Origin of the sequence: Pseudomonas monteilii NBRC 103158 = DSM 14164, from assembly GCF_000730605.1 — a bacterium.
Taxonomy (GTDB): Bacteria; Pseudomonadota; Gammaproteobacteria; order Pseudomonadales; family Pseudomonadaceae; genus Aquipseudomonas; species Aquipseudomonas monteilii.
Genome location: NZ_BBIS01000002.1, coordinates 42,620 through 63,381, shown reverse-complemented (window position 1 = coordinate 63,381; position 20,762 = coordinate 42,620). Strand labels below are relative to the sequence as shown.

Below are 20,762 nucleotides of genomic sequence, written 5' to 3'. Positions count from 1 at the left end.
GCGGCAATGTGACGGCTAAATCAGCCGAAGGAATGATTTGCGAGCCGAAGGTATGAGTGGCAGGCGTTGACGGGCAGTAACCCCGGGCTAGACACTGCGCCTGTAAACGCGGGCGTGCCCGCGAATGGCCATAACACCAATACCCCGCCCTGCCACCGGAGCCCCCCATGCCCAGCCCGCGTCGCGCCGTGTTTCTCGATCACCAGTCCCTGGACCTTGGCGACCTCGACCTCTCGCCCCTGAAGCAGCAGTTCGATGAATTCGAACTGTTCGCCGCCACCCGTCCCGACCAGGTGGCAGAGCGCCTGCAAGGCGCGGTCGCCGTGGTCAGCAACAAGGTAATGCTCGACGCCCCCTCCCTGGCCGCCAACCCGCAGCTCAAGCTGATCCTGGTGGCCGCCACCGGCACCAACAATGTCGACCTGGCAGCGGCGCGCGCCCAAGGCATTACCGTCTGCAACTGCCAGGGTTACGGCACGCCGTCCGTCGCACAGCACACCCTCGCCCTGCTGCTGGCCCTGGCCACCCGCCTGTGCGACTACAACCAGGCCGTAGCCGACGGCCAGTGGGCCAAGGCCAGCCAGTTCTGCCTGCTGGACTTCCCCATCGTCGAGCTGGAGGGCAAAACCCTCGGCCTGCTCGGTCACGGCGAGCTCGGCGGCGCGGTGGCGCGGCTGGCCGAAGCCTTCGGCATGCGCGTGCTGAGCGGGCAGATTCCCGGCCGCCCGGAGCGTGACGACCGGCTGCCGCTGGACGAACTACTCCCGCAAGTGGACGCCTTGACGCTGCATTGCCCACTGAACGAGCACACCCGGCATATGCTCGGTGCCCGCGAATTGGCCCTGCTCAAGCCCAATGCGCTGGTGGTCAACACTGCCCGTGGCGGCCTGATCGACGAACAGGCGTTGGCCGACGCCCTGCGCCAGGGCCACTTGGGCGGCGCGGCCACCGATGTGTTGAGTGTGGAGCCGCCGGTCAACGGCAACCCGCTGCTCGAACCGGGCATCCCACGCCTGATCATCACCCCGCACAGCGCCTGGGGTGCGGTAGAGTCGCGCCAGCGTATCGTCGGCCAGCTCAGCGAGAACGCTCAGGCCTTCTTTGCCGGGCAGCCACGCCGCGTGGTCAGCTGAGCCCGGCGCCCGCCTCTGCTACACTGCGCCACTTTTTTCCAGGAGGCGTCGTCCATGGACCCGCGCAGTGAAGTGTTGCTCCGCCAGGCAGAGCTGTTCCAGGGGCCGCTGCTGATCGCTGGCGCCCCCGCCGACGGCCTGCTCGCCCAATTGCCACAGGCCAAGGCCTGGACTTGGCATGCCGGCGATCACGCCATGCTCGACAGCCGCTTCGCCGGCCGCAGCCATTACGGGGTAGAGCCGCCTGAAATGGCATTCGACAGCGCCGTGCTGTTCCTGCCCAAGTCCCGTGAGCTGGCGGCCTACCTGCTGAATGCCCTGGCATCGCGCCTGGCCGGCCGTGAGCTGTACCTGGTCGGCGAAAAACGCGGCGGCATCGAAGGTGCGGCCAAGCAACTGCAAGCCTTTGGCAAACCGCGCAAGCTCGACAGCGCCCGCCACTGCCAGCTGTGGCAAGTGACCATCGAGCACGCCCCCGATGCCAAGCCGCTGGCAAGCCTGGCCGAGCACTTCGAGCTGGCGCTGGAAGACGGCCCCTTGCAGGTGGTCAGCCTGCCGGGCGTATTCAGCCACGGCCGCCTCGACCGCGGTACTGCCCTGCTGCTCAAGCACCTCGACGGCCTGCCAGGCGGCCATGTGCTGGACTTCGGCTGCGGCGCAGGGATATTGGGCGCCACGGTCAAGCGCCGTTATCCACAAAGCCGGGTAACGCTGCTGGATGTGGACGCCTTCGCGGTTGAGGCCAGTCGTCTGACACTGGCTGCCAACGGCCTGGAGGGTGAGGTGATCAGCGGTGATGGCATTGATGCGGCACCTGCCGAGCTGAGCCTGATTCTGAGCAACCCGCCGTTCCATACCGGGGTGCACACCAATTACCAGGCCTCGGAGAACTTGCTAAAAAAATCTGCCGTTCATCTGCGAAAAGGGGGCGAAATGCGCTTGGTCGCCAACAGCTTCCTGCGCTACCAACCGCTGATCGAAGGGGCACTTGGCAACTGCCAGGTACGCGACGAGGCCGACGGCTTCCGTATCTACCAGGCAACCCACGGATAAAAAACAGCGCTTGCCGAAAGCGTTTTGCCTAGGCAGAATCCGCACCGTCCTAGGGGAGTAGTCTCCCGCGAGCGCACTGCTCGCCCGGTACGCGTCAACATACTTGGTCCACAGACCATGGCGCGTGCGACCCACCATGCCAGCCTGCATGGAGAGATCCGCGTAGACGGATCCAGGGTTTGACAAGACCTATGACACGCACACCTTACCCGGGGCGGGGAGGCTGTACGTGTCATAGCCGTGTCGACCCGCCCCCGTAGGAATCCTGATGCTGGAATCTCTGTTGGTCCCCACCGCTATCGTTGCCTTGGCCGAAATCGGCGACAAGACGCAACTGCTCGCTCTCATTCTTGCTGCCCGCTTCCGCAAGCCTTGGCCGATCATCGCCGGCATCATCGCCGCCACCCTGGCCAACCATGCTGCAGCCGGTGCCGTGGGCGCATGGTTCGGCAGCTTCTTCAGCGACTCGGCCCTGCACTGGATCCTGGCCGCGAGCTTTACCGCCACCGCGCTGTGGACACTGGTACCGGACAAGATGGATGAAGACGAAAACCCCGCACGTCGCTTCGGGCCGTTCCTGACCACGCTGATCGCGTTCTTCCTGGCCGAAATCGGTGACAAGACCCAGGTTGCAACCGTGATGCTGGCTGCGCAGTATCCGCACCTGATCATGGTCATTATCGGTACCACGCTGGGCATGCTGATTGCCAACGTGCCGGTGGTTCTGGCGGGTAACTTCGCGGCAGACAAGCTGCCACTGACGCTGATTCGTCGCCTGGCGGCCACGGCGTTCTTCGTGCTGGCGATCGTGGCCGTCTATTCGGCGATGAAGGCCAGTGGCTGGGTGGGATAACAGCAAAGGCGGGGCCGCGTTGCGGCCCCGGGTTCTGCAACTACTGCTTGGCAGCCTGGTACAGCGGCATCACCTTCGGAATCGCTGCCTGCAGCGAAGCGATACGGCTTTCAGAAGCCGGGTGAGTGCTCATGAACTCTGGTGGCGCGCCTTCGGAAGCCTTGCTCATCTTGTTCCACAAGGTGATCGCGGCATTCGGGTCATAACCCGCACGGGCCGACAGTTCCAGGCCGATCAGGTCGGCTTCGTTCTCGTTGGCCCGGCTGTTGGGCAGGGTCATGGAGTAGTTCACCACGGCATCGGCCATGGCCATGCTGCCCTCACCCAGGCCCAAGAGGGCACCGGCACCCTGACGGGCCATTTGCACGCCATAGGCCTTGGACATCGCCTCACGGCTGTGCTCACGCAGGGCGTGGGCAATTTCATGCCCCACCACGGCGGCAATTTCCGCATCGGTGAGCTTGAGCTGATCGATCAGCCCGGTGTAGACGATGATCTTGCCGCCTGGGCCGCAGTTGGCGTTCAGTTCGTCGCTTTTGATCACGTTGACTTCCCAGTTCCACTGCGCGGCATCCGGGCGGAACTTGGGCGCCTGGGCGATCAGGCGGTTGGCGATGACCTGCACGCGCTTGGCATCGGCGCTGGACTTGTCGAGCACACCCTTGCTCGACGCTTCGCCCAAGGTCTGCTGGTACGACTGGGCGTACATCTGGTTGACCTCATCGGTCGAAAGCATGCTGAACATGTACTGCTGGCGCTGCACGCCGACAGCACCACCGCTGGTGGTGTTCACCGCCTGGCAGCCGGCCAGCAGGATGCCAGTACTCAACAGGCTGACAACAAAAGACTTACGCATGAAAGCACTCCCTATCCACATGCGGCGTATCCTAGGCCGACTCGCCTGTGGCTGCCATAGCCGCAGGGAAGATTTTATCGACCAGCGCATCAGGCTGGAGTCAGGCACTCCGGCGCATCCAGCTTCGGGTCATTGACGAAATTGGCCAGGGCCCGCTCGCGCAGCTGTGCCGCAGGGCTGGCCAGCAACTCGTGCAAGCGGGTAACCGGCGTATCCGGGTCGAGCCAGGCGGCCTGCCCCGCCTCATCCAGTATCAGCGGTCGACGCTGGTTCATGGCCGCCTGGGTCACCACCGCACAGCTAAGCCACACCTGATCCTGCACGGGATAGGCCTCCCACACAGCAGCAAAGTACAGCGACGAGCCCTCCCCCGGGGTCAACCAGTACGGGCGTTTACGCACGCTGCCACGCCACTCGTAAAAGCCGTTGGCCGGCATCAGGCAGCGGCGCTGGCGAAACGCCTCGCGGAACATGGGTTGCTCGGCCAGCGTTTCGGCGCGGGCATGGGCGGGGGTGCGGGACAGGTCGGTAAGCCAGGCCGGGGTCAGCCCCCAGCGCGCCTTGGCCAGTTGCTGCTGGCCGTCGAGCTGGCGCTGGATCAGCACCGTGGCACCGGGAGCAATGTTCCATTGGGCCGGCTGGCCTTCGGGAAAACCAGGCAGGCAGGCCAGCGCCTGGGGCCAGCGAAACAGGGCGTAACGTCCACACATGGGCGAATTCAGAACCTAGCAGATCAAGGTACCGGGGAAACTCTCCGGTTCGTCGCCAACCAGTGGCTGGGCATCATTGTACGCATCGATCAGCCGCCGTGCGTACTCGGCCTGCTCATCCGCTACCGCAAGCCCCAGCAAGCCTTGCATCGGCAACTCGCCCACACCGCCCATCAGGTCACGGCCCACCAGTTGCACATCGACACCCTCACTGGCCAGCATTCCGATCAGCATTTCGGCTTCGAGCAGGCTTTCAGGTTCATAGATCCGCCGCATCAGTCGTTCTCACCGAAGACATCCAGCATCCACTCCTCGCCATGAACCTGCAGTACGAAGCGGATAGGCTTGCAGCATACCTGGCAGTCCTCGATGTACTCCTGATCGCCGCCGGACAGGTCCACCGTGGTTTCGACTTCTTCGCCACAATAAGGGCAATCGTAGATCGCAGTTTCCAGCATCGCGGCCTCCGGGGTGACTTATGCGTATAATTGCCGGTCTGTTTACAGGGCCAGTGTGTGTCCGAGCCGTTTTTCGGAGCCCGCCCCTACCTTATTACCCTAGCCGTTTCCAACAAGAGAGCATGATGGGCGAATTCGATGCCATCCGACCGTACGACGACGCTGAGGTCCCTGCCGTTCTGGCACGCCTGCTCAGCGACCCGGCATTCCTCGATATCCTCACCCACTTCCGCTTCCCGCGTGCGGCCGGTGCTCTCGGCTGGTTGCTCAAACCGCTGATTGCCCGCCGCCTGCGCAAGGAATTCGCCGGCGTCACCTGCGTTTCCACCTTGCAGGACAAAGTCGAGTACTACGTCGACCAGACTATCGACCGTGCCACCGACGGCGTCACCTATTCCGGCGTGGAGCAGCTCAAGGCCGGCACTGCCTACCTGTTCCTGGCCAACCACCGTGACATCGTCATGGACCCCGCCTTCGTCAACTACGCGGTGTACCACGCCGGCCTGCCCACGCCGCGCATCGCCATTGGTGACAACCTGCTGCAAAAGCCCTTTGTCAGCGACATGATGCGCCTGAACAAAAGCTTCATCGTTCACCGTTCGATCAGCGGGCGCCGCGAGAAGCTGGCGGCTTACCAGTTGCTCTCGGCCTACATCAACCACTCGATCCGCAACGATGCCACCTCGATCTGGATCGCCCAGGCCGAAGGGCGGGCCAAGGACGGTGACGACCGTACCGACTCGGCGATCCTCAAGATGTTCCACATGAGCCGCAAGGACGAGCCGTTCGGTGCAGTGATCCAGAGCCTTAACCTGACGCCCGTGTCGATCAGCTACGAATACGACCCGTGCGACCAGGCCAAGGCCCGCGAGCTTTACATCCGCGCCACCACCGGCACCTACAAGAAGGCGCCGGGCGAGGATGACAACAGCATCGCCAAGGGCATTACCGGCTACAAGGGCCGGGTGCATATCAACTTCGCCCCACCGGTGACCGAATACCACGAGGATACCAAGCAGCTGGCGGCGGAAATCGACCGGCAGATCCTGGGTGGCTACCGGCTATTCCCGGTGCATTACCTGGCGTATGCGATGTGGGAGGGCAAGGACGAGGCCCTGCAGGTGCCGAGTGCCGAGAAAGTGTTCCCGGCCGATGAGTTGGCCAAGGCCAAGGAAGAATGGCAGCGCCGCCTGGATGCCTGCCCTGAAGAGCAACGGCCTTACCTGGTGTTGCAGTATGCGACGCCGGTGCGTAACCAGTACCAGGTCAGGCAACAAGCGCCGGTCGCCTGATAGATTGCTGGGGGCTGCTTTGCAGCCCCCATTGCTCAGACCCAGGTGCTGAACCAGGACAGCAGCAACGCCATCGCCAGGCACGAGAAACCGAGGATATAGAAGTACTTCGGCACTCGAAGGTCGAACGCGTCCACAATCCCCTCATCCACCGCCATGTATTCACGGGTCTCGGCATCACGCCGCCGAGCACTGTGCAGCAGCAACCCACCCGGACACGTCAGCAGCAGCGCCAGCAGGTTGATCCACTTGGCGGGGTGGGCGGACAGAAACCCCCAGAGCACTTGCAAGGACATCAGGCGACCTCGGTGTGAGCAGCAACAAAGGCCCGCATTTTACCCAAGTCGCACCCGCGTACCCGTCCTGGGCGACAAAGTGTCATTAAATTTCATCTGTCATTAGCTCGTCATCAGAACAGGCCACCCTATCGGCCTTTCATGACCCGGAGCTTGTTCATGTTGCACGCCGAAAACCAGGACCGCCTTTACCTCGTCGCCCAGAGCGATGAACAACAGGCGCTGATCGATGGTTTTGCCATCAACGTGCAGGACCGCCAATGGCTCGTCTACTGTGCGCTAGGTGGGCATGTGCACGAAGACTTGCCCGAAGTGGATGCCGGAACCGGCTTCAGCTTGCTGGATTTCCACATAGAAGCGGCTTGAACCTGTACAGACAAAAAAAACCGCTGCCTGGCACCCAGGCAGCGGTTTTTTTTATTGCTGAGGGCTTACTGCCCCAGCACCTGCCCGATGGTCGGGTCTTTGAACATACGGGTCAACGCATCGCTCAGCACATCACCCACCAGTTGGGTGTTGGTGTCCTGGTTCGGCGCCATGCCGAAACGCTGATCCAGCGAAGCACCGTAACGGCCGCTGTAGCTGCGGCCGCCGTTACGCACGTCGGCACGGAAGGTGGCGCCGATGGTGGCTTCGGTCACGTACAGGTTGTCTTTGGGCGATTGGTATTTCAGCTCGGCCAGGGTCACGGTCAGCTGCGGTGCGTTATAGGCATTTGGCGTCGGGGTGAAACCGAGCAGGCGCACGGCAGCTTCGGCCTGGGCTTGCAGCTTGGGCACCACGTCGTTACCGCTGACGCTGATGGTGCTGGTTTCGGGGTACATGCCACCACGGGTACCCAGGGACTGCGAAGCCCGGCCGTCAACCACCCGGACCACCACCGGCTGGCCATGGCCGACCGGCGTGAGCTGGGCCTTGAGCGTGGGTTGCGGGTTGAGTTGTTGCGGGCTGTGGGCACAACCGACCAGGCTGAGGCTGGCCACGGCGATCAAACCGAACAACAGACGTTGCAACATGCGCGTTTCTCCAGAAAATGCGGCTAAGGCGCACAGTATACCTAGGCACGCATCGACCAGTCATCGGTCCGGCCCGCTTGTCACAATCGTTTCATGGCCTCGCCCTTATCCTCGCGCCAAGCCCTCACGCAAAGGACTCCTCGTCATGGCCTCGCTCTGGACGCTGCTCTTCCAACGCCCGCGCCACCATGCCTATGCCCGCCTCGATGCCCACGGCAAATGCGTGGCCTTCAAGCAATGCAGCCAGGCCCCCAACGGCAGCGACTGGGTCCAGATTGGTGAAACCCGGTTGGCCTGGCTGGGCCACGAACTGCCTGCCGACGCCCGGGTTTGCGCCCGCGCAAGCCGCCGCTGGCACCAGCGCATCCTCGCGGCCTGACAAACGCTGCAATAAAAACCACGAATGGCGACATTTCTGCCCGCGACATCGCTATAATCTCCCCCCGATTATAAGGACGTCTCCTGATCGGGCCCCGCACTCGCCGATTGACCCCGGCAACTTCACCGCTTCGCCCACAGAGAGCCTTCCACTCAGGTCTTGCATCGGCTGTCGTGCCTGCTTTTCCGGCCCTTCACACTGCATGAACCTGCGGGTTGCCATCGCGCAGTCCCCCTTTGAGGTTCACGTCTCCAAAAGAGCGTGAAAAAACGGTTTTCACAACTTCACAAGAGTGTGGCGAGCAAATGAACAGTCTGGCATGTGCAAAAGCGGCAGATGTGTCCCGAACAGCCCTGAACAGGCGGCAAATGCGCTCATCCCGTATGAGTGTCTGAACCGTTCCATAACGCACGCACGACACCTTGACCATAAGTCGAATTGCCGCACCTGTGGCAAACGGCGTTCAATACCCGAACCCGAAGACTGATTGGCGGTGTCCGCGGAAGTTGCAAGAACTGCGAAAAGTCGGACATGGCGACCCTGGCGAACCCAGGTCCTATGCTGTCAATTAGGTAGCTGTAGATTGTGGAGACGCGTTAAATGGCGCAGAACGAATCGGTTGATGTGGTACTGGTAGGCGCGGGCATCATGAGTGCCACCCTGGCCGTACTGCTCAAGGAGCTCGACCCGACCCTGAAGCTTGAGGTCGTCGAGGCGATGGACTCCGGAGCCGCGGAAAGCTCCAACCCCTGGAACAACGCAGGCACCGGCCACGCCGGTCTGTGCGAGCTTAACTACACGCCCCAGGCCGCAGATGGCAGCATCGACATCAAGAAGGCCGTGCACATCAACACCCAGTTCGAGGTTTCGCGCCAGTTCTGGGCTTACCTGAGCAAGAAGGGCAACTTCGGCTCGGCACGTGCGTTCATCAACCCTGTCCCGCACCTGAGCTACGTCGAAGGTGACAAGGGTGTTTCCTTCCTCAAGAAGCGCTTCGAGCTGCTCAAGCAGCACCATGCCTTCGCCGACATGGAATACACCGAAGACAAGGCCGTGATGAACGACTGGATGCCGCTGATGATGCCTGGCCGCCCGGCCGACCAGCACATCGCCGCTACCCGCGTGGCCAAAGGCACCGACGTCAACTTCGGCGCCCTGACCAACAAGCTGCTCAAGCTGCTGGGCGACTCGCAGGACGCACAGGTCAAGTACAGCAAGAAGGTTGTCGGCCTGCGTCGTAACGGCAGCGGCTGGACCGTGAGCATCAAGGACGTCAACAGCGGCGGCAGCCGTGAAGTCGACGCCCGCTTCGTCTTCCTCGGCGCCGGTGGCGCGGCCCTGCCGCTGCTCCAGCTGTCGGGCATCCCGGAAGGCAAAGGCTTCGGCGGCTTCCCGGTCAGCGGCCAGTGGCTGCGTTGCGACAACCCGGAAATCGTCAAACAGCACCAGGCCAAGGTCTACAGCCAGGCCGCCGTAGGCGCCCCGCCGATGTCGGTGCCGCACCTGGACACCCGTGTTGTAGACGGCAAGACTTCGCTGCTGTTCGGCCCATACGCTGGCTTCACCACCAAGTTCCTCAAGCACGGTTCGCTGATGGACCTGCCGCTGTCGGTACGCATGGGCAACATCGGCCCGATGCTGGCCGTGGCCCGCGACAACATGGACCTGACCAAGTACCTGGTCAGCGAAGTGATGCAGTCGATGGAGCAGCGCTTGGAAGCCCTGCGTCGCTTCTACCCGCAGGCCAAGGCCGAAGACTGGCGACTGGAAGTGGCCGGTCAGCGTGTGCAGATCATCAAGAAAGACCCGAAAAAAGGCGGCGTGCTGCAGTTCGGTACCGAGCTGGTCTCGGCCCAGGACGGCAGCCTGGCCGCACTGCTCGGCGCATCGCCAGGTGCTTCGGTTACCGTGTCGATCATGCTGGAACTGATCGAGCGCTGCTTCCCCGAGCAGGCCAAAGGTGCCTGGGCTGCCAAGCTCAAGGAAATCTTCCCGGCGCGTGAGAAGACGCTGGCGACCGATGCCGCTCTGTACCACAAGATCAGTGCCGACAACGACGTGGCGCTGGACCTGGTGGAAAGCAGCCCGGCAGCCAAGCATTACGCTTAATGCCGGCCTGAAACGAAAAAACGCCCCTCGGGGCGTTTTTTTGTGCCTGGGCCGTTATCAGCCGCGGGCTTTATCGATGATCTCGATGTACTCCGGCGCATTGCGCTGGTCGGCTATCTGCTCGACGAAGGTCTTTCCGTGCTCGTCCTTGCCATCCAGGTCCAGGCCCGCTTCGACGAAGAAGCCGACAAAGCGCTCGAAGTCATCGACGCGCAGGCCACGGTAGGCCTTGACCAGCTTGTGCAGCGACGGCGAGGTCACGCCATCGGCCGGCTCGAACTGAAGGAACGACTTGATGTAGTCGTCGCTGATTTCGTCACCGATTACCTGTTTCTTGTCTTTACGCATTGCCGACTCCAACTGGACCATCACGGAATTTCGAAGGCCGGCAGTGTACCCCTCGCCGGCCGCGTGCCTCAACGCGTACGTACGGTACCGGTGTGCAGGTCGGCCCAGATATGGCCGTTGTTATAGGTCAGAAACTGCACATACAGCGTTTCGTTGCGCAGCAGGTCCATGATCACCCGATAGTCGCTGACCGGGTAATTCAGGCTCAGGGTGCGGGTTTTTTCGTCATACACGGGCTTCTTCAGGCTCTTGGCCGCCTCACCGTCGAACGTCAGCAGCACCTGGGCAATGGTCGCGCCCTTGCTCAGCGGCTTGCCTTTCAGGCGCACCTGCAACGACGACGTGATCGGGATCGGCTGCTGATCGGACTGGCGCTGGGCACCCACCACCACGGAGTAGTCGGTCACTTGCAGCAATTGCTGGCCGGTCGGCGCCTCCTGGCGTAAAGACAGGTCGTCAGGTGGCAGGAACTGACTGTGCAGCGGTGCGGCGGCAAGTGGCAGGCTGACTGCCAGCAGGAGGGGAAGAATCGCACGCATGTGAGGCTCCTTGTATGAAGGAGCACTCTAGCATGCCGTGTGCAGGCACTATCAATCGAACTGCGCGCGCATCCAGGCCTGGTACTCGGCGACACCCTCTTCGCCTTCACGCGGCGCCCAGTGCGCATGCTCGCCCTCGCCCACTGGCCGATAAGGCCCGGCCTTGCATTCGAACAGCATGCTGTCGGGCTCCAGCACCACCAACCCGTGGTACGTGCCTGGTGGCAGGTCCACTCCCAGGCAGTCGCCGCCCGCCTGTAGCACCCGCTTGGCGGTTACCACGCCCTGCTCATTGAAAATCAGCAAGCCCAGGCGGCCCTTGAGCACGATCAGGGCCTCAGCCTTGTCGTCGCTCAGGTGGCGGTGCGGCGGAATATAGGTATTCGGCTGCAGCCCCACCGCCATGCGGTGGCAAGGCTCTTCCATCTCATGGAAGTTGTGATGCTGCCGCCCGCGCGGGTTGGCGGCAGCCTTTTCGGCCAGCCCGGCGAACAGCGATTGGTCGATGAACGCAGGCTGGCGCATGGTCACAACCCCTTGACGGCGAAGATGCCGTTGGCGTTGCGCCAGTAGCCTTTGTAGTCCATGCCGTAACCGAAGATGTAGCGGTCGACGCACGGCAGGCCCACGTAGTTGGCCTTGAGGTCCGGGCTGGCCTTGCGGTCGTGGTCCTTGTCGATCAGTACCGCCGTGTGCACCGAACGCGCGCCGGCATGCTTGCAGAACTCGATGATGGCGCTGAGGGTGTGGCCTTCGTCGAGGATGTCATCGACGATCAGCACGTCACGGTCGATGAACGACACTTCTGGTTTGGCCTTCCAGAACAGCTCACCGCCGCTGGTCTGGTTGCGGTAGCGAGTGGCGTGCAGGTACGACGCTTCCAGCGGGAACTGCAGGTGGGTCAGCAGTTTGCCGGCGAAGATCAGGCCACCGTTCATCACGCAGAACACCACCGGGTTCTTGTCGTGCAGGTCTTTGCAGATCTGCTCGCCGACGTTGGCGATGGCCGCTTCGACTTCAGCTTCGGTGTACAGGCAGTCAGCTTCACGCATGACTTGACGGATATGCTCGAGATCGGCGGACATGGCGCTCTCCGGTGGGGCATTTTGGAAAAGCGGGCAAAGGTACGCATCCGCTCGTCACAGATCAAGCATTTATGGACTAACGTCCAGAATGACCAGACGACAGCACAGGCTGAATAGATTAATCTAGCGCGGTTTTTTTGCCCGCCTTTCGGAGCCCCCCTATGCCCACTCGTGAGATCCGCCATCCGCTGATCCGCCACAAGCTCGGCCTGATGCGCCGTGCCGATATCAGCACCAAGAACTTTCGCGAACTCGCCCAGGAAGTCGGCGCGCTCCTGACCTACGAAGCCACCCAGGACCTGCCACTGGAAACCTACGAGATCGACGGCTGGTGTGGCAAGGTGCAAGTTGAAAAAATCGCCGGCAAGAAAATCACCGTAGTGCCTATCCTGCGCGCCGGCATCGGCATGCTCGACGGCGTGCTCAGCCTGATCCCGGGCGCCAAGGTGAGCGCCGTCGGCGTTGCCCGCAACGAAGAAACCCTGGAAGCCCACACCTACCTGGAAAAACTCGCGCCGGATATCAACCAGCGCCTGGCCCTGATCATCGACCCGATGCTGGCCACCGGCGGCTCGATGGTCGCCACCATCGACCTGCTGAAAAAGGCCGGCTGCAAAGAGATTCGCGCCATGGTGCTGGTTGCCGCGCCAGAAGGCATCGAAGTGGTGGAAAAAGCCCACCCGGATGTGCAGATCTACACCGCCTCGATCGACCAGCGTCTGAACGAACACGGCTACATCGTGCCGGGCCTGGGCGATGCCGGTGACAAAATCTTCGGCACCAAGCAAAAGGACGCCTGACCATGCAGGACGGCTTCAACGACCCGCTCTGGCGCCAGGTCGTTTCGGGCGCGCAGATGCTCTTCGTGGCATTCGGCGCGCTGGTGCTGATGCCATTGATCACCGGCCTCGACCCGAACGTCGCGCTGTTCACCGCCGGCATCGGCACCCTGCTGTTCCAGCTGGTCACCGGCCGCCAGGTACCGGTGTTCCTGGCCTCCAGCTTTGCCTTCATCACTCCGATCATCCTCGCCAAAGGCCAGTTCGGCCTGGCCGAGACCATGGGCGGCGTGATGGCCGCAGGCTTCGTGTACACCTTCATGGGCCTGATGGTGAAAATCAAAGGCACCGGGTTCATCGACCGCATGCTGCCGCCGGTGGTGATCGGCCCGGTGATCATCTCCATCGGCCTGGCCATGGCACCGATCGCTGCCAACATGGCAATGGGCAAGGCCGGTGATGGCAGCGTGCTGCTGCCGTACAAGACCGCCATGATGATCTCGATGCCGGCGCTGCTCACTACGCTGATCGTCGCCGTGTTCGGTAAAGGCATCTTCCGCCTGGTGCCGATCATTGCAGGTGTGCTGGTAGGCTTTGCCCTGTCGTTCGCCTTTGGCGTGGTCGATACCGCCAAGATCGCCGCTGCACCGTGGCTGGAGATTCCCAACTTCACCGCACCGGCGTTCAACTGGCAGGCCATCCTGTTCATCGTCCCTGTTGCCCTGGCACCGGCGATCGAGCATATCGGTGGGGTAATCGCGGTCGGTAGCGTGACCGGTCGTGACTACCTGAAAAAGCCTGGCCTGCACCGCACCTTGCTGGGTGACGGCCTGGCCACTACCGCAGCCGGCCTGTTCGGCGGCCCGCCCAACACCACCTACGCCGAAGTGACTGGCGCGGTGATGCTGACCAAGAACTACAACCCGAAGATCATGACCTGGGCGGCGGTCTTCGCCATCACCCTGGCGTTCATCGGCAAGTTCGGCGCGCTGCTGCAAAGCATCCCGGTACCGGTGATGGGCGGCATTCTGTGCCTGCTGTTCGGCTCGATCGCGGCAGTGGGCATGAACACCATGATCCGCCACAAGATCGACCTGGCCGAAGCCCGCAATCTGGTGATCGTGTCGGTCACCTTGGTGTTCGGTATCGGCGGCGTGCTGATCGGCAGCGGTGACGGCCCGGATGACTGGGGCCTGAAAGGCATCGCCCTGTGCGCCATCGTGGCGATTGCCCTGAACCTGATCTTGCCGGGCAATGATGGCTGGAAGCACAAGAAGCTGGATGATCAGTTGCCGTGATCCGGCTTTAACCTGATCTGGCCTCTTCGCGGGGTTGTCCGCGAAGAGGCCGGTTCAGGCAACCATCAGATCAGGCTTTTTCGCACATCCCCGCCAACACCCTTACCCACTCAGGGTGATCATTCAGGCACGGCACCAGCACCAGCTCCCGCCCGCCGGCCTCGACAAACTGTTCGCTGCCACGCATGCCGATCTCTTCCAGCGTCTCGATGCAATCGGCCACGAACGCCGGGCACATCACCAACAATTTCTTCACCCCTGCCTTGCCCAGCTCATCCAGCCGCGCTTCGGTATAGGGCTCGATCCACTTGGCCCGCCCCAACCGCGACTGGAACGACACCGACCATTTGCCATCCGGGATGCCCATCTTCTGCGCAAAGGCCTTGGCCGTGGCCAGGCACTGCCCGCGGTAGCACACCGCACGCATCTCGGCGCTGGCATCCTTGCAGCAGTCGGCTGCCTGGAAATCGTGTTTGCCGGTCGGGTCCAGCTTCTTCAGGTGCCGCTCCGGCAAGCCGTGGAAGCTCAGCAACAGGTGGTCGTAATCCTGCTCCAGGTACGGACGCGCGCTGGCGGCCAGCGCCTCGATGTAGTCCGGATGCTCGTAGAACGGTTGCAGCACACGCATCTGCAACGGCAACCGACGTTCATTGACCGTCTGCCTGGCCAGCTCGACCACAGTGGTCACCGTGCTGTCGGCGAACTGTGGATAAAGCGGTGCCAAGGTCACCTTGCGTACACCCTGGGCCGCCAGGCGCTCCAGCACGTCTGGCAGGGCCGGCTGGCCATAGCGCATGGCAATTTCCACCGGGCCGTGGGGCCAGTGTTCGACCATGGCAGCCTGCAGACGACGGGTCAGCACCACCAGCGGCGAGCCCTCCTCCCACCAGATCGAGCCATAGGCATGCGCCGACTGCTCCGGGCGCTTGATCAGGATCAGCGACACCAGTAGCCGCCGCACCGGCCAGGGCAGGTCGATCACGTACGGGTCCATGAGGAACTGGTTGAGGTAACGGCGTACATCGGCCACCGAGGTGGAGGCCGGGGAACCCAGGTTGACCAGCAGCAGGGCGTGATCGGTCATGCAGCATCCTATGTCAGAGGCGGCTGGACAAGTTGTCCAGGGCCGATTGCAGATCGTTGAAGCGGAAGGTGAAGCCAGCCGCCAACAAGCGTACCGGGCGTGTCCGCTGGCCACCCAGCAGCAAGGTCGACAGCTCGCCCAGGCCAGCCTTGAGCAGCAGCGCCGGCACCGGCAGCAACGCCGGCCGATGCAAGGTGCGCCCCAGACACCTGGCGAACTCGCGGTTGCGCACCGGCTCCGGGGCGCAGGCATTATAGGGACCGCTGGCATCCTTGTGCCGCAAAAGAAAATCAATCAGGGCGACCTGGTCGTCTATATGGACCCACGGCATCCACTGCCGACCATCGCCCAAAGGCCCGCCCAGCCCCAGCTTGAAGGGCAGGCGCAGCCGCGACAAAAAGCCGCCATCGCTGGCCAGCACCAGCCCAGTTCGCACCAGCACCACGCGGATGCCCTGTGCCTGGGAACGCAGGGCCGTTTCCTCCCAGGCAATGCATAACTGGCTGGCAAAATCTTCGCGCACCGGCGGTGATGCCTCGGTCAGCTCGCGCTCACCACCATCACCGTACCAGCCAACCGCAGAGCCGGAGATCAGCACGTCTGGTCGCTGCTCGCGGGTACCCAGCCAGCTCAGCAACTGCTCGGTCAGGGTAACGCGGCTGGCCCACAGCAGGTTACGCCGGGCCGCCGTCCAGGGCCGGTCCGCAATCGGCGCGCCGGCGAGGTTGATCACTGCATCCAGGTGATCGTCCGCTTCCAGTTGCTCCAGACGGGCAATGCCACGTACACCAGTGCCACACATTTTCGGCACTTGCTCAGGGCGCCGGCTCCACACCGTCAGGCGATGGCCTTGGCCAAGCCAGTGCTGGCAGAGGTGCCTGCCTATCAACCCGGTGCCGCCTGTCAGCAATATATGCATGGCTGTGTCCTCGCAGAATGCGGCGGTGGTCTATTTTTAACATCAAGGCACTTTTTTGACCCGACGCTCTCGGATAAACATAGGCTAACCTGCCCGCCAAAGCGGAATAACCTTATACAAAAATTCTGGATTGTACAGGTTTGCCTGACAGCGTAGTCTGCTTACAGCAAGGTTTGAAGAGGCCATCATGACAGTACCTATCGCCATCATCGGGGCCGGTATCGCCGGCTTGTCAGCTGCCCAGGCCTTGCAGAAGGCGGGGCAATCCGTGCATTTGTTCGACAAAGGCCACGGCAGTGGCGGTCGCATGGCCAGCAAGCGCAGCGAAGCCGGCGCACTCGACCTCGGCGCGCAGTATTTCACCGCCCGTGACCGGCGTTTCGTCGAGCAGGTACAACAGTGGGTCGCCGCTGGCTGGGCCGAGCAGTGGAAGCCGCAGCTGTACAACTACCGTGACGGCGAACTCACCCCCTCTCCCGACGAGCAGACGCGCTGGGTGGGCGTGCCCCGCATGAGCGCCATCACCCGTGGCTTGCTCAAGGATGTGACGGTGAACTTCGGCTGCCGCATCACCGAGGTGTTCCGCGGCAAACAGTACTGGCACCTGCAGGACACCGAAGGCTGCAGCCATGGCCCCTACAGCCGCGTGGTGATCGCGGTACCGGCACCGCAGGCCACGCCGCTGCTGGCTGCTACCCCAAAACTGGCTGCCGTGGCCGCTGGCGTGCAGATGGAGCCCACCTGGGCCGTCGCCCTCGCCTTCCAGGCGCCGCTGGATACGCCGATGCAAGGCTGTTTCGTGCAAGACAACCCGCTCGACTGGCTGGCCCGCAACCGCAGCAAACCCGGCCGTGACGAACAACTCGACACCTGGGTGCTGCACGCCACGTCTGACTGGAGCCGGCAACACCTCGACCTGCCCAAGGAAGAAGTGATCGAACAGCTGTGGGGCGAGTTCGCCGAGCTGGTCGGCTGCGTGGTGCCCGCACCTACCTTCGCCCTGGCCCACCGCTGGCTCTATGCACGCCCCAGCAGCAACCACGAATGGGGCGCGCTGGCCGATGCCGACCAAGGCTTGTACGCGTGCGGCGACTGGTGCCTTTCCGGGCGCGTCGAGGGCGCCTGGCTCAGCGGCCAGGAAGCGGCACGGCGACTGCTCGAACACTTGGAATGATGTAGCGCTATACAAAAATAATGGTTTGCATAACTTCAGGGCTGTGCTGGAATAAACCTGTACAAGTTTTTTGCCATGTACAGGTTTACTGGAGACAGCCATGCACGACCCTTTCACCCACAGCAAGCCGCGTATCGCCATCAGCGCCTGCCTGACGGGCCAAAGCGTGCGCTATAACGGCGGCCACAAGGCCTCCGACCTGTGCCTGACGCAGCTAGAACAACATTTTGACTGGCAGCCGGTGTGTCCGGAAGTGGCCATCGGCCTTGGCGTTCCGCGTGACCCTATCCGCCTGGTAGGCAACCCCGAAACTCCCGAAGTGGTCGGCACCCGTAACCCCGGCATGGACCTGACCGGCCCGCTGCGCACGTACGGCGAACAAATGGCCGACGAACTCGACGACATTTGCGGCTACATCTTCATGCAGAAATCACCGTCTTGCGGGCTGGAACGGGTCAAGGTCTACCAGGACAACGGCCACCCGGCCCTCCAGCGAGGACGCGGCGTCTACGCCCAGGCGTTCTGTGTGAAACGCCCGGACCTACCCGTGGAAGAAGAAGGCCGCCTGCACGACGCCGTGCTGCGAGAGAACTTCATCAGCCGCGTGTATGCCTACGCCGACTGGCAGCGCCTGCTGGCCGAAGGCCTTAGCCGTGGCGCGCTGGTGCGCTTCCATTCGCGTTACAAATACCTGGTGATGGCCAACAATCCCCAGGCCTACCGCACCCTCGGGCGCCTGCTGGGTAGCATGAGCCGCGATGACGACCCGCAAAACATCGGCCCGCGCTACTTCAGCCAACTGATGCAGGCCCTGCGTCGCTGCGCCAGCCGCGGAACCCACAGCAACGTGCTGCAGCATCTCTGCGGCTATTTCAAGGACAGCCTGACACAACAGGACAAAGCCGAACTGCAGACGGTCATCGGCCAGTATCAAAAAGGCGTGGTACCGCTGGTGGTGCCACTGACCCTGCTCAAGCACCATTTACGCAACCACCCTGACCCCTACCTACAGCAGCAAGCGTACCTGCAACCGCACCCCGAAAACCTGGGCCTGCGCAATGCCGTCTGAAACCTTGTTGCCCATCGGTGAGCTGGCCCGTCGCACCGGCGTCAATCCGGTCACCCTGCGCGCCTGGGAACGCCGATATGGCCTGCTCAAGCCACAGCGCACCGCGAAAGGGCACCGCCTGTACCCGCTGGAACAGGTCGAACGGGTCGAAGCCATCCTTGCCTGGCTGCAGCGGGGGGCCTCGGTAGGGCAGGTGCGCGAGCTGCTCGACAAACCCTCCAGCACTGCGCCCAAAGGCGACTGGCAGGCCCGGCAGCTCCAGCTGATCGAGGCTATCGCCAACCTGTCACAGCGTGCCCTCGACCACCAGCTCAACCAGGCAATGGCGCTGTACCCCGCTGTTACCCTGTGCGAACAATTGCTGCTGCCACTGCTCGACCTGCTCGACCTGCGCTGGCGCAATTACTTCAACGCGCAACTGGAGCAGGTGTTTTTCCACAGCTGGCTACGCAGCAAGCTCGGCGCCCGCGTGTACCACGACAACCAGTTGCTGCAGGGCCCGGCCGTATTGCTGGTGGAAGACGGTGAACGTACTTTCAGCCCCGGTTTATGGCTATGCGCCTGGTTGTTCACCAGCAACGGTTTTCCGGTAGAAGTACTGGAACACCCGGTCACCGGCCCGCACCTGCAACGTGCCGTAAGCACGCTCGCCCCGCGTGCCGTGCTTCTGCACCTGGGGCCACGCTTTGATGGCAAGGCACTGCAACGCGCCCTGCACAACCTGCCCGTGAAAACCTTGGCCGGTGGTGCGACGTTGGTACTGCATGAAGCGCAGCTGCGTGCCCTGGAGCTGCCAGACCTCGCCCTGTTCGACACCCCTCAGGCGGCATTGCGCTTGCTTCAAGCCCATGACCGCCAGCCTGAAGAGACGCCTGCACCATGCATTTGACCTGGCTGCGCAGTGACCTGCGCATCAATGACAACACTGCGCTCAGCGCCGCCAGTGAACGCGGCCCGACCATCGCCCTGTGGCTTGTCAGCCCCGCCCAGTGGCTGGCCCACGACGACGCTGCCTGCAAAGTCGACTTCTGGCTGCGCAACCTGCGCGACGTGCGCCAGTCGCTGGAAGGCCTGAATATTCCCCTGCTGATCCGCAGCATCGACACCTGGGAGCAGGCACCACAGGCCGTGCTTGAGGTATGCCGCCAGCATCAGGTGGCGAGCGTTCACTGGAATGAAGAGTACGGCATCAACGAAAAGCGCCGTGACGATGCCACCCGAGCCCTGCTGGAAAAGTCGGGCATTCAGGCACACAGCCACCTCGACCAGCTGTTCTTCCGCCCGGGCACAGTCCTCACTCGCAGCGGCGACTACTTCCAGGTTTTCAGCCAGTTCAAAAAAACCTGTCTGGAGCTCCTGCACCGCAGCCTGCCAGCCATGGCTCACCGGGTTAAACAGCAAGCGCCCCTGCAGATCCAGAGCGACCCGATTCCGCAGCATGTGGAGGGTTTTGAAAAGCCCGAGCGCGCCCTGCAAGCACATTGGCCGGCGGGTGAAGCCGAAGCGCAGGGGCGATTGTCTCGCTTTCTCGATGAAACCATTGATGACTACCAGCAACTGCGTGACCTGCCAGCCAAACCCGGCACCAGCCAGCTTTCGGCCTATCTGGCCGCGGGGGTGATCTCGCCGCGCCAGTGCCTGCACGGTGCCCTGGCCAGCAACCGGGGCGAGTTCGACAGCGGCAGCGCCGGCGTGCAAACCTGGATCAACGAGCTGCTGTGGCGCGAGTTCTACAAGCACATCCTGACCGGTTACCCACAGGTCTCTCGCCACCGCGCCTTCCGCGCGCAAACCGAAGCGTTGCCTTGGCGCGATGCACCGGCAGATCTGGAAGCCTGGGAACAGGGCCGTACGGGTTTCCCGATCATCGACGCCGCCATGCGCCAGTTGTTGCATACTGGGTGGATGCATAACCGCCTGCGCATGGTGGTGGCCATGTTCCTGAGCAAGAACCTGCTGATCGACTGGCGCAAGGGCGAGCGCTACTTCATGCGCCACCTGATAGACGGCGACCTGGCCGCGAACAACGGCGGCTGGCAGTGGAGCGCGTCTACCGGCACCGATGCAGTGCCCTATTTCCGCATCTTCAACCCGATTTCGCAGTCGCAACGTTTCGACCCACAGGGGCGGTTCATTCGGCACTGGCTGCCGGAATTACGTGACCTCGACGATAAAACCATCCATGAGCCCGTGAAACACCGAGATCTTTTTGATAATAATTTGTATCACTGTCCCATGGTGAATCTCAGCAGCAGTCGCCAGCGTGCACTGGAAGCCTTCAAGGGCCTACCACGTCGGCAGAATTAGAGGGT

Annotated in this window: 25 protein-coding genes and 1 riboswitch; of the genes, 13 read left to right on the top strand and 12 right to left on the bottom strand. The window is 62.6% G+C overall.

Annotation, left to right across the window (positions count from 1 at the left end; translation table 11 throughout):
• The first annotated feature begins 167 nt into the window (after positions 1–167).
• The 3 genes from PM2_RS00435 (at position 168) to PM2_RS00425 (ending at position 3,039) form a co-directional block, all read left to right on the top strand.
• Positions 168–1,133, top strand: a complete 966-nt coding sequence (locus PM2_RS00435; RefSeq protein WP_016713281.1) for a 2-hydroxyacid dehydrogenase — start codon at positions 168–170, stop codon at positions 1,131–1,133.
• Between the two features lie 54 nt (positions 1,134–1,187).
• Positions 1,188–2,186, top strand: a complete 999-nt coding sequence (locus PM2_RS00430) for a methyltransferase (protein ID WP_028699502.1) — start codon at positions 1,188–1,190, stop codon at positions 2,184–2,186.
• Between the two features lie 40 nt (positions 2,187–2,226).
• Positions 2,227–2,367: riboswitch (yybP-ykoY riboswitch) on the top strand.
• A 90-nt stretch (positions 2,368–2,457) separates the two neighbouring features.
• Positions 2,458–3,039 (top strand): TMEM165/GDT1 family protein, encoded by a 582-nt coding sequence (locus PM2_RS00425; RefSeq protein WP_174442266.1) that lies wholly within the window; start codon positions 2,458–2,460, stop codon positions 3,037–3,039.
• Between the two features lie 40 nt (positions 3,040–3,079).
• On the opposite strand, the gene PM2_RS00420 is transcribed toward PM2_RS00425, so the two are convergent.
• From PM2_RS00420 to PM2_RS00405, 4 genes are all read right to left on the bottom strand, one after another.
• Positions 3,080–3,895, bottom strand: coding sequence for a M48 family metallopeptidase (locus PM2_RS00420; protein WP_016713284.1), 816 nt, complete (start codon positions 3,893–3,895; stop codon positions 3,080–3,082).
• 89 nt (positions 3,896–3,984) lie between these two features.
• Positions 3,985–4,605, bottom strand: coding sequence for an SOS response-associated peptidase (locus PM2_RS00415; RefSeq protein WP_028699501.1), 621 nt, complete (start codon positions 4,603–4,605; stop codon positions 3,985–3,987).
• Between the two features lie 15 nt (positions 4,606–4,620).
• Complete coding sequence (locus PM2_RS00410; protein WP_016713286.1) at positions 4,621–4,881, bottom strand: putative signal transducing protein; 261 nt, start codon at positions 4,879–4,881, stop codon at positions 4,621–4,623.
• Positions 4,881–5,063: a CPXCG motif-containing cysteine-rich protein gene (locus PM2_RS00405; protein ID WP_012270508.1), complete on the bottom strand. Its 183-nt coding sequence runs from the start codon at positions 5,061–5,063 to the stop codon at positions 4,881–4,883. The genes PM2_RS00410 and PM2_RS00405 overlap by 1 nt, the downstream gene beginning before the upstream one ends.
• Positions 5,064–5,185: 122 nt before the next feature.
• Between PM2_RS00405 and PM2_RS00400 the strand changes: the two genes are divergently transcribed.
• Complete coding sequence (locus PM2_RS00400) at positions 5,186–6,355, top strand: 1-acyl-sn-glycerol-3-phosphate acyltransferase (protein ID WP_161751628.1); 1,170 nt, start codon at positions 5,186–5,188, stop codon at positions 6,353–6,355.
• Positions 6,356–6,390: 35 nt separating this feature from the next.
• Here the strand turns inward: PM2_RS00400 and PM2_RS00395 are convergent, their stop codons facing one another.
• Positions 6,391–6,651 carry a hypothetical protein gene (locus PM2_RS00395; protein ID WP_016713288.1) on the bottom strand — a complete coding sequence of 87 codons (261 nt, stop codon included), beginning with the start codon at positions 6,649–6,651 and terminating at the stop codon, positions 6,391–6,393.
• Between the two features lie 159 nt (positions 6,652–6,810).
• Here PM2_RS00395 and PM2_RS00390 point away from each other — a divergent pair, with 159 nt between their 5' ends.
• Positions 6,811–7,017: a hypothetical protein gene (locus PM2_RS00390; RefSeq protein WP_003247353.1), complete on the top strand. Its 207-nt coding sequence runs from the start codon at positions 6,811–6,813 to the stop codon at positions 7,015–7,017.
• A gap of 65 nt (positions 7,018–7,082) precedes the next feature.
• Here the strand turns inward: PM2_RS00390 and PM2_RS00385 are convergent, their stop codons facing one another.
• On the bottom strand, positions 7,083–7,667 hold the full coding sequence (locus tag PM2_RS00385) for a YajG family lipoprotein (protein ID WP_016713289.1): 585 nt from the start codon (positions 7,665–7,667) through the stop codon (positions 7,083–7,085).
• 145 nt (positions 7,668–7,812) lie between these two features.
• On the opposite strand from PM2_RS00385, the gene PM2_RS00380 reads away from it, so the two are divergent.
• Both PM2_RS00380 and mqo read left to right on the top strand, forming a co-directional pair.
• The gene (locus PM2_RS00380) at positions 7,813–8,046 is read left to right on the top strand and encodes a hypothetical protein (RefSeq protein WP_016713290.1); all 234 of its coding nucleotides are present in this window, start codon (positions 7,813–7,815) and stop codon (positions 8,044–8,046) included.
• A gap of 600 nt (positions 8,047–8,646) precedes the next feature.
• A complete protein-coding gene (gene mqo, locus PM2_RS00375; protein WP_016713291.1) occupies positions 8,647–10,155 on the top strand; it encodes a malate dehydrogenase (quinone) in 1,509 nt (502 codons plus the stop codon).
• A gap of 57 nt (positions 10,156–10,212) precedes the next feature.
• Here the strand turns inward: mqo and PM2_RS00370 are convergent, their stop codons facing one another.
• The 4 genes from PM2_RS00370 to PM2_RS00355 form a co-directional block, all read right to left on the bottom strand.
• Positions 10,213–10,503, bottom strand: coding sequence for a PA4642 family protein (locus PM2_RS00370; protein ID WP_003247360.1), 291 nt, complete (start codon positions 10,501–10,503; stop codon positions 10,213–10,215).
• Between the two features lie 68 nt (positions 10,504–10,571).
• Positions 10,572–11,042 carry a hypothetical protein gene (locus PM2_RS00365; RefSeq protein WP_019099799.1) on the bottom strand — a complete coding sequence of 157 codons (471 nt, stop codon included), beginning with the start codon at positions 11,040–11,042 and terminating at the stop codon, positions 10,572–10,574.
• A 51-nt stretch (positions 11,043–11,093) separates the two neighbouring features.
• Positions 11,094–11,567 (bottom strand): WbuC family cupin fold metalloprotein, encoded by a 474-nt coding sequence (locus PM2_RS00360; protein WP_016713293.1) that lies wholly within the window; start codon positions 11,565–11,567, stop codon positions 11,094–11,096.
• Positions 11,568–11,569: 2 nt separating this feature from the next.
• Complete coding sequence (locus tag PM2_RS00355) at positions 11,570–12,127, bottom strand: hypoxanthine-guanine phosphoribosyltransferase (RefSeq protein WP_016713294.1); 558 nt, start codon at positions 12,125–12,127, stop codon at positions 11,570–11,572.
• A gap of 161 nt (positions 12,128–12,288) precedes the next feature.
• On the opposite strand from PM2_RS00355, the gene upp reads away from it, so the two are divergent.
• Together upp and PM2_RS00345 are read left to right on the top strand one after the other, a co-directional pair.
• Positions 12,289–12,927 carry a uracil phosphoribosyltransferase gene (gene upp / locus PM2_RS00350; protein WP_011532223.1) on the top strand — a complete coding sequence of 213 codons (639 nt, stop codon included), beginning with the start codon at positions 12,289–12,291 and terminating at the stop codon, positions 12,925–12,927.
• 2 nt (positions 12,928–12,929) lie between these two features.
• Complete coding sequence (locus PM2_RS00345; RefSeq protein WP_016713295.1) at positions 12,930–14,204, top strand: uracil-xanthine permease family protein; 1,275 nt, start codon at positions 12,930–12,932, stop codon at positions 14,202–14,204.
• Positions 14,205–14,274: 70 nt separating this feature from the next.
• On the opposite strand, the gene hemH is transcribed toward PM2_RS00345, so the two are convergent.
• Together hemH and PM2_RS00335 are read right to left on the bottom strand one after the other, a co-directional pair.
• Positions 14,275–15,288, bottom strand: a complete 1,014-nt coding sequence (hemH, locus tag PM2_RS00340; protein WP_016713296.1) for a ferrochelatase — start codon at positions 15,286–15,288, stop codon at positions 14,275–14,277.
• A 13-nt stretch (positions 15,289–15,301) separates the two neighbouring features.
• Complete coding sequence (locus PM2_RS00335) at positions 15,302–16,207, bottom strand: TIGR01777 family oxidoreductase (protein ID WP_016713297.1); 906 nt, start codon at positions 16,205–16,207, stop codon at positions 15,302–15,304.
• Between the two features lie 187 nt (positions 16,208–16,394).
• Between PM2_RS00335 and PM2_RS00330 the strand changes: the two genes are divergently transcribed.
• The 4 genes from PM2_RS00330 (at position 16,395) to phrB (ending at position 20,757) form a co-directional block, all read left to right on the top strand.
• Entirely contained in the window at positions 16,395–17,381 is a 987-nt protein-coding gene (locus PM2_RS00330; protein WP_016713298.1) for an NAD(P)/FAD-dependent oxidoreductase, read from the top strand.
• Between the two features lie 100 nt (positions 17,382–17,481).
• Entirely contained in the window at positions 17,482–18,450 is a 969-nt protein-coding gene (locus PM2_RS00325) for a YbgA family protein (protein WP_028699500.1), read from the top strand.
• Positions 18,440–19,339: a MerR family transcriptional regulator gene (locus PM2_RS00320; RefSeq protein ID WP_028699499.1), complete on the top strand. Its 900-nt coding sequence runs from the start codon at positions 18,440–18,442 to the stop codon at positions 19,337–19,339. Before PM2_RS00325 ends, PM2_RS00320 begins: the two co-directional genes overlap by 11 nt.
• Positions 19,330–20,757 carry a deoxyribodipyrimidine photo-lyase gene (gene phrB, locus PM2_RS00315; protein WP_028699498.1) on the top strand — a complete coding sequence of 476 codons (1,428 nt, stop codon included), beginning with the start codon at positions 19,330–19,332 and terminating at the stop codon, positions 20,755–20,757. Before PM2_RS00320 ends, phrB begins: the two co-directional genes overlap by 10 nt.
• Positions 20,758–20,762: the final 5 nt, after the last annotated feature.